Consider the following 14,265-nt stretch of genomic DNA (forward strand, 5'->3'; position numbering starts at 1 on the left):
GCGCGAGACGCCAATCGTCATGAGTCAACCTGCCCGCAAGCTCCGGCTGGGCGCCTACATGTCGGGTTCCGGCGTGCAAGGCGACAGCTGGCGCCATCCCGATACCGACACCGACGCACACCTGCAATTCGCGCGCTACCGGCACTACGCGCAAGAACTGGAGCGTGGCTGCTTCGACGCGCTGTTCTTCTTCGACAACCTCTTTATGTCGACCGATCCGGTCTCGCTTGCGCACAGCCCGGGGGCGCCGCGCTGGGACCCGGTCGTCCTGCTCGCCGGTCTGGCGGGTGCGACCCAACACATCGGTCTCGTCGCCTCGGTAAGCACGACCTACAGCGAGCCGTACAACGTGGCTCGCGCGTTTGCCTCGCTCGACCATCTCTCGGGCGGGCGCGCCGGATGGAATCTGGTGACGTCGACGGGCGGCGGGGAAAACTTCAATCGTGACGATCATGTCGATCATGCGCTGCGTTATGAACGTGCCAACGAGTTCTACGATGTCGTGACGGGGCTATGGGACAGCCATGCCGACGATGCCTTTCCGCGCAACAAGGCGACCGGCCAATGGGCCGACCCGGCACGTGTGCGCAAACTGGATCATCGCGGCAAGCACTTCCGTGTGCGGGGGCCGTTGAGTGCGCCGCGCCCGGTGCAAGGCTGGCCGGTGATTGCACAAGCGGGTTCCAGCGAAGCAGGACGCGAGCTGGCCGCACGCGCGGGCGAATTGCTTTACACCGCTGCGCAGGACATCGATGACGCGCGCGCCTTCTATACCGATGTGAAAACACGGGCGCTCAAGTACGGACGCCGCCCCGAGCATATTTTCATTCTGCCGGGTGTCGCGCCCATCGTCGGGCGCACGCAGGCCGAAGCCGAAGAGATTTACGACGCGCTGCTGGAACACCGCGACCCGGCCGTCGCCTTACATGCCCTCGCCAGCTACGCGAGCCTTGGCATCGATCTCGGCAGCCTGCCGTTCGATGCCAAAGTGCCACTGCCCGAGCACGTGCCGGAGACCAACTCCCACAAGAGCCGCCAGAAGCTGCTGGTCGACTGGATCCGGCGTGAACAGCCGACCGTGCGCCAGTTGTACACCCGCTTCACGGCAGGGGGCCATCGTGTACTCGTCGGCACGCCCGAGACCATTGCCGACGACTTCCAGCACTGGTTCGAGACGGGCGCGGCCGACGGCTTCAATATCATGTTTCCGAGCGCGCCGGCTGGCATCACATCGTTCGTCGATCTCGTGGTGCCCGAGCTTCAGCGGCGCGGCCTGTTCCGCACGCATTACGAAGGCCGTACGTTCCGCGAGAATCTCGGTGTGCCGGCCGTCCCGAACCGGCACTTTGCCCCACGTGACGCGCAGTCGGCGACGGATCAGCCTGCGGAGACGACCGCCGCAATCGCCTGACCGACCTCGGTCGTATTGGCTTTGCCGCCCATATCGCCGGTGCGCGGGCCATCCTTGATGACCTGCGTCACGGCGGCGAGGATCGCGTCGTGTGCTTCACGGGCGCGGCCTTCGCCCTTGCCGAGGAAGTCGAGCATCATCGCCGCCGTCCAGATCATGCCGATCGGGTTGGCGATGTTCTTGCCCGCGATGTCCGGTGCCGAGCCATGCACCGGCTCGAACAGCGACGGGAATTTGCCTTCCGGGTTCAGATTGCCCGACGGCGCGATCCCGATGGTGCCCGTGCATGCCGGGCCCAGATCCGACAGGATGTCGCCGAACAGGTTGGACGCCACCACCACGTCGAAGCGATCGGGGTTGAGCACGAAGCGCGCGCACAGAATGTCGATGTGCTGCTTGTCCCACGTCACGTCCGGATACTGCCCGGCGGCTTCCGCTGCACGCTTGTCCCACCACGGCATCGAGATCGAAATGCCGTTGCTCTTGGTCGCAACCGTCACGTGCTTGCGCTGGCGTTGCTGCGCCAGATCGAAGGCAAACTTGAGCACGCGCTCGGTGCCGTGGCGCGTGAACACCGACTCCTGCACCACGAACTCACGCTCGGTGCCCTCGAACATCACACCGCCGATCGACGAATACTCGCCCTCGGTGTTCTCGCGCACGATCATGAAATCGATGTCGCCTGCCTTGCGTCCGGCCAGCGGCGACGGTACGCCGTCGAACAGGCGCGCCGGGCGCAGGTTGATGTACTGATCGAACTCGCGACGGAATTTCAGCAGCGAACCCCACAGCGAAATATGGTCGGGCACGGTCTCCGGCCAGCCCACGGCGCCGAACAGAATGGCGTCTGCCCCTTCGAGTTGCTGCTTCCAGTCGTCCGGCATCATCTGGCCATGTTCGACGTAGTAGTCGCAGCTCGCCCATTCAATGTGCTGGTACTCCAGCGCAATACCGAAGCGCTTGGCCGCAGCGTCGAGCACGCGCAGGCCTTCGGGCATCACTTCCTTGCCGATACCGTCGCCGGGAATCACGGCAATGCGCAGGGGGCGTTGGGACTTGTCGGTCATGGGTGTCTCTCCTAATAGTTGGCAACGTCCGGGCCTAGGACGAATGCCGCTAGATTATTCCATTCCGGTCCGGATAGAATCCCCCAATCGGTTAATCCACTATCCACGAATTGTGAATAAACCCGTCAGCCCCCATCCTAATCATCCGAGTCATCCCAATCTCGACGACCTGCGCGTGTTCTGTCAGGTCGCGCGCCGAGCGAGCTTTTCCGCTGCCGCCGAGGCGCTGGGTGTCTCGCCCGCCTATGTGAGCAAGCGCGTCGGCATGCTGGAAGCCGATCTGGGCACCCGGCTGCTGCACCGCTCTACCCGGCGCGTCGCCATCACCGATGCCGGAGAGCGTGTCTATGCGTGGGCCGAAAAGATTCTGGATGATGTGAATCACCTGATCGAAGACGTCTCGAGCACACGTCAGGTGCCGCGCGGCACGCTGCGGGTGTCGAGCAGCTTCGGCTTCGGCCGCCACGTGGTCGCGCCCGCCATGTCGCGGCTGCGCGCCCGGCATCCGCAACTGAATGTGCGCCTCGATCTGTTCGACCGGATTGTCGACGTGGCCGCCGAAGGCTACGACCTCGACGTGCGCATCGGCGACGAGATTGCCCCGCACCTGATCGCCCGCAAGCTCGCGGACAACCATCGCGTGCTGTGCGCGTCGCCCGCGTATCTGGAACAACACGGCACGCCCCGGCAATTGAGCGACCTCACCGGCCACGCCTGCATCGTCATCAAGGAACGCGATCACCCGTTCGGCATGTGGCGCTTGCAGCAGCGTGGCGAGGCGGTGTCGCTCAAAGTGACCGGGCCGCTATCGACCAATCACGGCGAGGTGGCGGTGCAATGGGCGCTCGACGGGCAAGGTATTCTGCTGCGCTCGATGTGGGATGTGAGCGCGCTCATCGAACGTGGCGCGCTGATGCAGGTGCTGCCCGACGTGATGCAGCCCGCCAACGTGTGGGCGGTGTATCCGTCGCGCGTGGCGTCGTCGGCAAAAGTTCGGGCCTGTGTGGAATTCCTCGCCGAGGAGTTCCAGCCACAGGCCCGTCTGATGTCGTCGCCGGAAGTGCGAGCGACGGGTGATTAACCGCTTGCGGTTTATTGAAGGACGAAGCCCGCCTGCTTCACGTTCTGCGAATCGAGGCCGATCTGCACGTTGAAGTCCCCCGGCTCGGCGACGTATTGCAGCTTCGCGTTGTAGAACTTGAGCAGGCTCTCGTCGATGTCGAAGTGCACCGTGCGCGATTCGCCCGGCTTCAACGCCACCTTCTGGAAGCCCTTCAGTTCCTTGACCGGACGCACGATCGACGCCGCCACATCCTGCAAATACAACTGCACGACGGTCTCGCCCTCACGCTTGCCCGTATTGCGCACGGTGACGCTGGCGTCGAGCTTGCCGCCCGCCGCGAGCGTCTTGGCCGAGAGCTTCACGTCGGACACATCGAACGTGGTGTAGCTCAGACCGTAGCCGAAGGCATACAGCGGGCCGGAGTCTTCTTCGAAGTATTGCGACGTGTAGTTGGCCGGCTTGCCCGGGGTGAACGGACGGCCAATGCGCAACTGGTTGTAGTACGTCGGGATCTGCCCGATCGAGCGCGGGAACGAGATCGGCAGCTTGGCCGACGGGTTGTAATCGCCGAACAGCACGTCGGCAATGGCATGACCGCCTTCGGTGCCGCTGTACCAGGTCTCAAGCATGGCGTCGGCGTTTGCCTTCGGCCAGTTCAGATCAAGCGGACGGCCGTTCATCAGCACCACGACCAGCGGCTTGCCGGTTGCCTTGAGCGCCTGCAACAGCGCCAGCTGGCTGCCCGGCAGAGACAGGCTCGTGCGACTCGATGCCTCGTGCGACATGCCGCGCGACTCGCCCACGGCCACGATCAGCGTGTCCGCTCCGCGTGCCACCTTCACGGCTTCGTCGATCATCTGCTTCGGCGTGCGCTTGTCCTGCACGACCTCCGGGTTGTCCCAATCGAGGAAGTTGAGGTACTCGACCACACGCTTGTCGTCGGTGATGTTCGCGCCGCGTGCATAGGTCACTTGCGCGTTCGTACCCAGCGCGTCGCGCACGCCCTGAAGCAGCGTGACGGCCTGATCGGCCTTGCCCGCCGCCGACCAACTGCCCATGATGTCGATCTTCGCATCGGCCAGCGGCCCGATGACGGCGACCTTGCCCGCCTTGCGCAGCGGCAGCGTGCCGTGCTGATTTTCGAGCAACACGATGGACTTGCGCGCTGCATCGCGGGCCGCTTCACGGTGCAGGCGAACCGGCGCATTCACATCCTTCGGATCGTGCGCCGCGTCGCCGATACGACGGTACGGATCGGCGAAGAGCCCCATGTCGTACTTCGCGCCGAGCACTTCGCGCACAGCGCTGTCGATGTCGCGCATCGGCACGTCGCCCGACTTCACGAGATCGGGCAGGTTCTTGAGGTACTGCGTGTCGGCCATGCTCATGTCGACACCGGCTTCGATAGCGAGCTTGGCGGCTTCGCGGCCGTCCTTGGCCACACCATGACGCAACAACTCGTCAATGGCACCGTGATCGCTCACGGTCACGCCCTTGAAACCCCACTCACCGCGCAGCAGATCACGCAGCAGCCATTTGTTCGACGACGCCGGGGTGCCGTTGATCGAGTTGAGCGCGATCATCACGCCGCCCGCGCCCGCATCGAGACCGGCGCGATACGGCGGCAGATAGTCCTGATACATGCGCATCAGGCTCATGTCGACGACGTTGTAGTCACGTCCGCCTTCCACCGCACCGTACAGCGCAAAGTGCTTCACGAACGCCATGAGGCTGTCGGGGTTGGCCGGGGAGGTGCCTTGAAAACCCTGCACGCTGGCGCGCGCACTCTGCGAAACCAGATACGGGTCTTCGCCAAAACCTTCGGACGTGCGGCCCCAGCGCGGGTCGCGCGAGATGTCGACCATCGGGGCAAACGTCGCGTCGACACCGTCGGCACTCGCTTCGACAGCGGCCACGCGTGCGGCCTGTTTGACGACGGACATGTCCCAGCTGGACGCCAGCCCCAGACTGATCGGGAACACCGTGCGATGCCCGTGCACGATGTCGTAGGCAAAGAAGATGGGAATCTTCAGGCGGCTTTGTTTGACTGCGGCATCCTGCAACGGACGGTTTTCCGAACGCGTGACCGAGTTGAACGTGCCGCCCACGCGACCGGCCGCAATCTCCTCGATGAACTTGGCTTGCGGCATGTCACCGCCGATGCTGATCAGGCGCAACTGACCGATCTTCTCGTCAAGCGTCATGCGAGCGATCAAGTCATCGATGAACGCCTGCTTGGCCGCTGCCGAGGGCATGGCGAGCGCTACTGCGGGCGTATCTTGTTGGGTGGCAGGTGCGGCAACCGCCGATGTCATCACGAAGCCGGCCGCGAGCGCCAGCGCGGTGAACATTTTCATCTGATAGCGTCCCAATGAAGCTCGACGGGGCCGCCCCGCAGCGCTGAACCGCGCGGTAACATCGCCCGTCTTGTCGTCAGAAGCCGCGCACTGCCATATTGATTTGAACCGCGTGCGCGACACGAAGTCCGATACTTTGCCACAATGTGGTGCGCCGCCATTCGCGTTTCGCTCATTAATGCGGGCGATTTGGCGTGATTCTGCTCAATTTTTCCGGAGAATTGCGTGCTTTTGTCCCCCTTCGCTGTGTCCTGGCGCCAACGCGCGCGCACCTTCGTGCCCGCGCTCTCGGCTGTGGTTGCCCTGCTGGGTGCAGCACACGCGCAGGCGTTCTCGCTCGATGACGTCACCGCGCGCGCCAAAACGCTGGCCGATACCCCCTACGTCGCGCCCACGAGCAACCTCACGCCCGCGTTCGCGCAAATGCAGTTCGGCGACTACATCAAGATCCAGCCCAAGCGCGAAAACTTCGAGTGGAAAGATCAATCCACGCCGTTTCGTCTGGGCTTCTATCACCAGGGCATGCAGTTCAGCTCGCCGGTGAAGATCAACGAGATCGTCGGAAGCAATGGCACCGATAAGGTCAGCGAGATCAAGTACGACAGCAGCCGTTTCGACTTCGGCGATCTGAAGCTCGACCGCAGCGCCACGCATAACCTGGGCTATGCAGGCTTTCGCGTGCTTTACCCGATCAACGAACCCGGCAAGCTCGACGAGATCATGAGCGTGCTCGGCGCGAGCTATTTCCGCGTGATCGGCAAGGGACAGGTCTACGGGCTCTCCGCGCGCGGACTCGCCATTGATACCGGCTTGCCCATCGCGGAGGAATTCCCCGCGTTTCGCGAGTTCTGGATCGTGCGCCCGACCGGTGACGAGAAGCGTCTGGTGTTCTACGCGCTGCTCGATTCGAAGCGCGCCACCGGGGCGTATCGCTTCGAACTCTCGCCGGGCGAAGACTCGGTGCTGAAGGTGCAGGCGCGCGTGTTCATGCGCGGGCCGGTGACCAAGCTGGGCGTTGCGCCGCTCACGAGCATGTTCCTGTTCGGCCCGAACCAGCAGCGCGATCCGTACAACTTCCGTCCGGCTTTGCACGATTCGAACGGTCTGGCGATTCATGCCGGTAACGGCGAATGGATCTGGCGCCCGCTCAACAACCCGCGCCATCTCGCCATCAGCCAGTTTCAGGTCACCAACCCGCGTGGCTTCGGCCTGTTGCAGCGCGGCCGCGACTTCTCGCAGTACGAAGACCTGAAGGATCGTTACGACTTGCGCCCGAGTGCGTGGATCGAGCCGCAGGGCGACTGGGGCAAGGGGCACGTCGAACTGGTCGAGATTCCGACCGCCGACGAGACCAACGACAACATTGTCGCGTTCTGGACGCCCGATCAGTTGCCGCCCAAGGGCCAGCCGCTGCAAGCCGATTACACGATCCACTGGACGATGAACGAGCGCGGCATCATCGATCGCAATGTCGCGTGGGTGAAGCAGACGCTGCGCACGGCCGGTGAAATCACGCAGGCCAACCTGATTCGTCATTTCGACGGCAGCACGGGCCTCGTGGTGGACTTCGACGGCGGCCCCCTCGCGTCGCTGCCCGCAGGCGCTGTCACGCCGCAGGTGAGCGTGAGCGACAACGCCACGATCATCGAGCAGACGCTGCAACCGAACCCGGTGACGCGTGGCATGCGCCTGAATCTGCGCGTGATGGTCAAGGACCCGGCCAAGGTCACCGAGCTGCGTGCCGCGCTCGTCTCCGGCGGTAAGGCCGTGAGCGAGACGTGGAGCTACCAGTTGCCGCCGTTCTCGGTGGCCAAGCAGTAAGCAGAAAGCCTGACGTGCTCTGCCGCGACCGGCCTTCGGGCCGGTCGCCACCCCTCTCCTGCCCTCGTGGCACCCCCGATTAAACATGCACTTAAGTGCAATGTTCCGTCATGTAAAACCCTTAAACGGCAATATATGGCTTGCAGCGTTGGCGTTTTTCGCGTTTACTGCATGCACAATATTGCACAAATAGCCACCTTCCGGCCTCCGGAAAGGTGGTTTGCTTCATCGGCATGTCATTGGCGGCCTACCGCTTGTGGCAAGCAGGACGCCCGTGAAGCCCGGCCTCGTGCCGCTTGCGTCGGTCAAAAAAATCCTGAAAGACTCTCCGCACTTCGACGGAGGGCGATTTGTTACGGAGACACCCGCATGCGACACATCGACGTTCATCATCTTGCCGACGAAGCCCGCTTCAACGGCTATCACGGCCGCATCCTGATCTGGTGCGCCCTCATCATCATCTTTGACGGCTACGACCTGGCCGTCGCGGGCATCGCCCTGCCGTCGATCATGAAATCGATGGGCGTGGACGCGACCAGCGCCGGCTTCATGGTCAGTTCCGCGCTGTTCGGCATGATGTTCGGCGCCATCGTGATGGGCATGGTCGCGGACAGCATCGGGCGGCGTAAGGCCATTGCCATCTGCGTGCTGATGTTCTCGCTCTTTACCGCTGCGGCGGGCCTCACACACGAACCGATCAGCTTCTCGATCACGCGCTTTCTCGCCGGTGTCGGCATCGGCGGCGTGATGCCGATCGTCGTGGCCCAGATGACCGAGTACTCGCCGCGCAAGCTGCGCGGCACGCTCGTCACGCTGATGTTCTCGGGCTACTCGGTCGGCGGCATGCTCGCCGCACTGCTCGGCAAGGGGCTCATCGAATCGTACGGCTGGCAGTCGGTGTTCTTCGCCGCCGGGGTGCCTGCGCTGCTGGTGCCGTTCGCGATGCGCGCGCTGCCGGAATCGATGCCCTTCCTGATCCGCACCGGCCGCCACGATGCGCTCAAGCAAGTGCTCGCCAGACTGTCGCCCGCCTATGTTGCACAAGCGGGTGACCAGTTCGCCTTGCCGGGGAGCGATCGCAAGTCTGCTGCCCCGCTCTCGCGCCTGTTTCAGGACGGCCGGGGGTTCAGCACGGCCATGCTGTGGGTCGCGTTCTTCATGTGCCTGTTCATGGTCTATGCGCTCAGCTCGTGGCTGACCAAACTGATGGCCAGCGCCGGCTATAGCCTCGGCTCGGCCCTCACGTTCGTGCTCGTGCTGAACTTCGGCGCCATGCTCGGTGCGATTGGCGGCGGCTGGCTCGCCGACCGCTTCAACATCAAGTACGTGCTCGTCGGCATGTACGCGCTGGCAGCGGTTTCGATCACGCTGTTGGGGGTGAAGGTGCCGACGCCGGTATTGTTCGTTCTCGTCGGTCTGGCGGGTGCTTCGACCATCGGCACGCAGATCGTGACGTACGCCTATGCGGGGCAGTTCTACCCGATGGCGGCGCGCGGCACAGGTATCGGCTGGGCCTCGGGCGTCGGTCGCAGCGGTGCGATTCTGGCGCCGATCGTGATCGGGGTGCTGGTGAGCATGTCGCTGCCGTTGCAGCAAAACTTTATGGCGATCGCCATTCCCGCCGTGGTGGCTGTCATTGCGGTGTTGCTCATCGACCACAGCAAATCGGCAACGGTGCAGCAGCAAGCGGCGGCGACGGCGCGCAGCGATGTGCGGGGATTGGCGAATGGCGCGGGGGAACCTGCGTAATCACGCGCGTCAAGGGTGCCGGGACTCAATGGTGCTTCACAGCTTTGCATGGCAGCGCGCACGCGCGTTGCCATGCGAGAATCGCGCCGCGACTGGCACGGGAATGCCGGTCGTTTTCCGGTGACGTGCCACACCCTGGTGCAGGGGCAAAACAACAATAGCCCGAGGCGGATGCGCGACATGTGGAAGATCATTCAACCCGAGCACCTCAGGTGCCGATAACCAGATATCCGTCCCGTCGGATGGTCTGGGGAAAAACGACATGTTGCGCTCCGCATCTGCCTTAGCCTCTGTTGTATTCAGCACTATCGCGCTGGCCGCCGTGCCATTCGTCAGCGCCCCGGCCCTCGCGGCCCCGCCTGCCGATACGACCGGTGCCGTTGCGACCAACGTCGTGCAGATTTCCAACCGCCAGAGCATTACCAGCGACGCCGTGTTTTCCGGCGCCGCAGTGGCCACGCTCGGGGCCGACGCCTTGCGTGACGCCCATGGCAACTTCGGCGTGAACGTCGCCGCGGGTGCGCTCAACACGCAATCGAATCAACTGGTGCTCGCCAGCGCGTCCAATGTGCTGATCAACTCGCATCAGGACATTCGCAACGCCGCCACGGTCAACGCCGCGACGAATGCTTCGCTGGGTGAGCGCGCATTGATGGGCGCCTCGGGCAACATCGGCGTGAACGTAGCCGCAGGCGTCGCCAACGTCCAGTCGAACGCACTCGCCATTCACTAAGCGAGCGCGCGGCAGACGTTATTCGTCGGTCGGGAATTGTGTTTGCAGATTGCCCAGCCAGCGCGCAACGACAGTGAGTTCGGCTTCGCTGAAGTCGGCGTGCAAACGCGCGTTGAGTTCGGCCAGCACCTCGCGGGCACGGGTAATCGCTTTGCGACCGGCCGCCGTCACGCTCAGGCGTGTGGCGCGGCCGTCGACGGCGTCGGCGTGGCGTGCCAGCAAGCCGGCGTTCACCATGCGGTTGGCTAGCCCCGTCATCGACGAGGGCGACAGATGCAATGCCGTCCCCACTTCGCCAACCAGCGCGTCGTCGTGGTGCAACAGATAGAAGAGCACGCCCGCCTGCGCCGCGCTCACGCCAGCGCTGTCGTCCGCGCGCATGTCGATCCACCGTTGCACGTGACGTTGTCCGACGTTGAGCAGGAACAGCAACCGTCGATCAATGGCCTCGGTGGCCTCAGTGGCCTCGCTGGACTTGGCAGACTTGTTGGGGGCGCGATGAGACGTCTTGGCAGCCGGGGGAGGTGGAGTGACCGGAGGTTTCGCTTTGGGCATTCAGGCAAGGTGAGTGGAGACCGATGAGAGTGGCGCCGGCGCACTCGCTCGCGCCATCACGCCCTGCCCCGCTTGTCCTGCTTCCACTACCTCGTCTGCCTCGCCTGTCGACAACAGCCAATCGATAGTCTCGGGCCACAGGAACGCGCCGGCACGCTGGCGAAAGTATCCCATATGGCCGATCGTTCCGGTATCCGAACAAATAGCTTCGATGGTGCGGCGCACCACGGTGGTGTTACGCAATCGAGAGACCAGCGCTTCGATGCCGGCGGGCGTCGCCCAGAGATCGTCATCGAACCCCATCGACAGAATCGGCGTGCGCACGCGTGCAAAACGCGCTTCGGCATGCAGCGTCGGATCGTCGAAGAAGTAGTTCTCCAGTCGCGTCCAATCGCTCCATTCGAGGAATACCCCCGCAGGCAGGTCTTCACCGAGACCCAGCCGGCTGCCCGGCATATAACCCATCGCGCGCGTCAGCAATGGGCCGATCCAATGCAGCAGCAACGTGATGCGCCGGCGTTCGCGAAGGTTGGTCACGACGCGCATCGACCCGGCATGCGAGGCAATTTGTACCGCAGCCCGCAGCAGATTCGTGCTTTCGCACAGTCCGATGGCGTGCCCGCCAAAACTATGACCCACGGCATAAAGCGGCAGCGATGGGTATTGCTGATGGGCCCAGCGAGTGACGCCTTCCACATCGAGATCGGCCCAGTCGCGCATGCGCGTCTCGAAACCGCGCAAGCGTGATGGCCGCGAGCCGTCGATGCCCCGATAGCTATAGGTAATGGCGATCAAACCCCGTTGCGCCACGTACTGCGCGAAGGCGAAGTACAGCCGCTCGGGGACCGCCGTCGCCGGATGCACGAGCACCACACCGCGCGCTGGCAACGTCTGCGGATACCACGCATGTGCGCCAAGCGGATACCCGTCGACGGCTTGTATTTCCAAGGCAAGGGATGACATGGCTTCACTCCTCGGCGCGTCATGCTTCGGGGGGATTGGGGGGGATTGGGGGGCGCGCCTCTGATGCAAACGGTGACCTTTCAATTTATTTCGCATGCGAAGTATATGTCATATTTTGTTTCGCTCACGAAGTAAATTAGAAGAAAGCCACGACGTGATCAGGGCCTTGCACCAAGCCGTGCACCGTCGAGGAGTAAGCTGACGACCGCCCCTATCCCCTCTTGTCTGGATCACTGCCATGACCGATTTCCTCGCCACCGCACAGGTGCGCAGCGCAACACGTGCCGACTTGCCCGCGATCGTCGCGCTGCTGGCCGACGACGTGCTCGGGACGTCCCGCGAGAGCACCGACCCGCAAGACCTGCCGATCTACGAGCGCGCGTTCGACGCGATGACCTCACAGGGCGGCAATGAATATCTGGTGGTCGAGCGTGAGGGGCAGCTACTGGCCGTGATGCAGTTCACGGTGATTCCCGGGCTATCGCGGCGCGGACGTACACGCGCGCTGTTGGAAGGGGTGCGCGTATCGAGCGCCTGTCGTGGCCAAGGTGTCGGCCGCTGGTTCTTCGAGCAAGTGATTGCACGAGCGCGCGCGGCCGGCTGCACGCTCGTGCAACTCACCACGGACAAACGCCGTGACGATGCACGGCGTTTTTACGAAAGTCTTGGCTTTCACGCCACTCACGAGGGCATGAAACTCGATCTCCCCGAGTAATTACTGCGACGCCAGCACGTTGCCCTGGCGGTCGACCAGCGTCACCTTGACGATCTGCGCGCTCACCGCCTTGTTCGCGATATCGGCGGACTGTGCGAACGCATAGACCACCAGATTCGGCGCTTCGCCGCGTGCACGCATCGACTCGATCTTGCGCGCTGCGTTCTCGTCCTGCACGCTCAGATCGTGAAAGCGCTCCCCGTTGCTGAAGCTCAGACGGTAGTCGCCGTTGTCGAGGAAGTAGCGGTATGACCCGGCCTCGGAGAGCGAGCTATCCAGCGGGAACGCTTTCTTGTCGAACGCGTACTGGCGGATGCCGTTGTTGATCGTCATGCGGAAGTAACGCTGCGTCTTGGCTTGCGACACCGAGGCGTCGATCTTCGGCTTGAGCGCGTCGAGCAGATCGTGCTTGCGGAACTCGTCATTCGAATTCGCGTAGTCCCGCGACATGCGCCGGGCCACCTGATCGTAATCAACGGGCAGATCTGCCAGCGCCAGATACGAGAACATCAACTGATTGCCGCTGTTCAGTTCGGCGTAGCTCGCATCGGGCGTGGCGGGGTCGGCCTTCGGCAGACTGTCCTGCACCATCTGTTTTTGCAACTGCTGGGCAGCCTGCGGCGACTTGACGTCGTTGAGATTGGCAGGGGCCGCAGCGGCCTTGTCCGTCGGCGCGTTGGCGCCCTTGTCAACTTTGTCACCTTTGTCACCACAGGCCGCCAGCCCCATCGCGCAGGAGGCGATGAGTGCGGCGATCAGCAAACGCTTGACGGGCTTGGCGGGGCTGATGGATTCAGCGATCTTGGTCGAGTGGTTGAGCGTAGTCATGGTGGTTAAATCCTGATGGGTTGTCGTGGAGGTATCGCTGCGATCGGGGCGCTCGCTTAGCGCCCAGCGAGGAAACCGCGCAAGCCGGTCCCGGCGAGATACACGCTGACGATCAGCGACAGGTAGGCACCCAAGCCGAGCGAAATCGCCTTGAGGGCTTCACGCACCATCTGCGACGCGAAGTCCGAGGCCATGCGTCCGGCATCGCGTCCACCGAAGTACGACGCTGCCGTCTTGGCCTGCGACAGGCCGTCGCTGATGTTCAGATAGATGGCAATGCCGATCGCGGCCATGAAGACCAGCGGCAAGAGGTTCGCCAGATGCGCACGGCGGTCTTTGACGAAGTAAGGCGCCAGCGGCGCGACGATCGCCAGCACCGCCACCACCCCGTAGATCCCCGCGCTGCCCCCGTTGCCGCCCATCGCGTTGATGACGCCGCCCGGCGAGTTGATCAGGCCCAGCAACTTCCAGAACGAGATACCGACGCGGTAGTCCGCCGAGACCTGCACCGACACCACGTTGAGCATGAACCAGCCAATGGCAAGCAAGGCCATCGCCCCCAGCGTGCGCGGACCGAAGCGGGCGACGAGCGCGTTGCCCTTCTGCTTGACCGCCGCCATCGCCTCGTCGGCCGCTTCGCGCGCCAGTTGGCTCTCAGCGACAACGCTCAACGTGATCACGCGGCCGGTGTCGTCGAGCAACGCCTCGACGGTCATGTTCACCGCCGGGGCCTGCGACGATTGCCACACGCCTTCCAGGTCGAACGGATGCTGACGCGAACCGATCATCACGAGACCGGGGCCCGCGCTCGTGTCGCGCAAAATCTTTCCACGTTGCTTCATGTCGCTTTCTCCGCAATAGGGTTGCCATTTCACGGGTTCACCGTTTCGGCGTTCGTTGATCCGCTGTTCGGCTGGCACCTCCCTGACAGGTGGCGTGCGTCGCAGCAGTTACTCCCCTATTCGGAGCCCGGTCGAAAAACCGGGAGACTTTTTTCAGATTT

At 63.5% G+C, this 14,265-nt stretch carries 12 protein-coding genes; 6 read left to right on the top strand and 6 right to left on the bottom strand.

The window, feature by feature from the left end; translation table 11 throughout:
* Window positions 1-19: 19 nt before the first annotated feature.
* Complete coding sequence (locus CDV46_RS16780) at window positions 20-1,411, top strand: LLM class flavin-dependent oxidoreductase (RefSeq protein WP_087723732.1); 1,392 nt, start codon at window positions 20-22, stop codon at window positions 1,409-1,411.
* Here the strand turns inward: CDV46_RS16780 and CDV46_RS16785 are convergent.
* Complete coding sequence (locus CDV46_RS16785) at window positions 1,378-2,478, bottom strand: tartrate dehydrogenase (RefSeq protein WP_087689523.1); 1,101 nt, start codon at window positions 2,476-2,478, stop codon at window positions 1,378-1,380. The genes CDV46_RS16780 and CDV46_RS16785 overlap by 34 nt on opposite strands.
* Before the next feature lie 112 nt (window positions 2,479-2,590).
* Between CDV46_RS16785 and CDV46_RS16790 the strand changes: the two genes are divergently transcribed.
* The gene (locus CDV46_RS16790) at window positions 2,591-3,559 is read left to right on the top strand and encodes a LysR substrate-binding domain-containing protein (protein ID WP_087723734.1); all 969 of its coding nucleotides are present in this window, start codon (window positions 2,591-2,593) and stop codon (window positions 3,557-3,559) included.
* Window positions 3,560-3,570: 11 nt separating this feature from the next.
* Here the strand turns inward: CDV46_RS16790 and bglX are convergent, their stop codons facing one another.
* Window positions 3,571-5,892, bottom strand: a complete 2,322-nt coding sequence (gene bglX, locus CDV46_RS16795) for a beta-glucosidase BglX (protein ID WP_087724150.1) — start codon at window positions 5,890-5,892, stop codon at window positions 3,571-3,573.
* 282 nt (window positions 5,893-6,174) lie between these two features.
* Here bglX and CDV46_RS16800 point away from each other — a divergent pair, with 282 nt between their 5' ends.
* The 3 genes from CDV46_RS16800 (at window position 6,175) to CDV46_RS16810 (ending at window position 10,201) form a co-directional block, all read left to right on the top strand.
* Complete coding sequence (locus tag CDV46_RS16800) at window positions 6,175-7,719, top strand: glucan biosynthesis protein G (RefSeq protein ID WP_441339340.1); 1,545 nt, start codon at window positions 6,175-6,177, stop codon at window positions 7,717-7,719.
* Between the two features lie 369 nt (window positions 7,720-8,088).
* Window positions 8,089-9,468 (top strand): MFS transporter, encoded by a 1,380-nt coding sequence (locus tag CDV46_RS16805; protein WP_087689529.1) that lies wholly within the window; start codon window positions 8,089-8,091, stop codon window positions 9,466-9,468.
* A 262-nt stretch (window positions 9,469-9,730) separates the two neighbouring features.
* Window positions 9,731-10,201 carry a hypothetical protein gene (locus tag CDV46_RS16810; protein ID WP_087723738.1) on the top strand — a complete coding sequence of 157 codons (471 nt, stop codon included), beginning with the start codon at window positions 9,731-9,733 and terminating at the stop codon, window positions 10,199-10,201.
* Between the two features lie 18 nt (window positions 10,202-10,219).
* On the opposite strand, the gene CDV46_RS16815 is transcribed toward CDV46_RS16810, so the two are convergent.
* Together CDV46_RS16815 and CDV46_RS16820 are read right to left on the bottom strand one after the other, a co-directional pair.
* Complete coding sequence (locus tag CDV46_RS16815; RefSeq protein ID WP_249277660.1) at window positions 10,220-10,582, bottom strand: MarR family winged helix-turn-helix transcriptional regulator; 363 nt, start codon at window positions 10,580-10,582, stop codon at window positions 10,220-10,222.
* A gap of 174 nt (window positions 10,583-10,756) precedes the next feature.
* Window positions 10,757-11,719, bottom strand: coding sequence for an alpha/beta hydrolase family protein (locus tag CDV46_RS16820; protein WP_140413402.1), 963 nt, complete (start codon window positions 11,717-11,719; stop codon window positions 10,757-10,759).
* A gap of 238 nt (window positions 11,720-11,957) precedes the next feature.
* Here CDV46_RS16820 and CDV46_RS16825 point away from each other — a divergent pair, with 238 nt between their 5' ends.
* Window positions 11,958-12,434, top strand: a complete 477-nt coding sequence (locus CDV46_RS16825; RefSeq protein WP_087689544.1) for a GNAT family N-acetyltransferase — start codon at window positions 11,958-11,960, stop codon at window positions 12,432-12,434.
* On the opposite strand, the gene CDV46_RS16830 is transcribed toward CDV46_RS16825, so the two are convergent.
* Complete coding sequence (locus CDV46_RS16830; protein ID WP_087723740.1) at window positions 12,435-13,262, bottom strand: DUF4852 domain-containing protein; 828 nt, start codon at window positions 13,260-13,262, stop codon at window positions 12,435-12,437.
* 56 nt (window positions 13,263-13,318) lie between these two features.
* Complete coding sequence (locus tag CDV46_RS16835) at window positions 13,319-14,104, bottom strand: hypothetical protein (protein ID WP_087723742.1); 786 nt, start codon at window positions 14,102-14,104, stop codon at window positions 13,319-13,321.
* Window positions 14,105-14,265 lie beyond the last annotated feature (161 nt).

It is taken from the genome of Pandoraea sp. PE-S2T-3 (assembly GCF_002179965.1).
Taxonomy (GTDB): Bacteria; Pseudomonadota; Gammaproteobacteria; order Burkholderiales; family Burkholderiaceae; genus Pandoraea.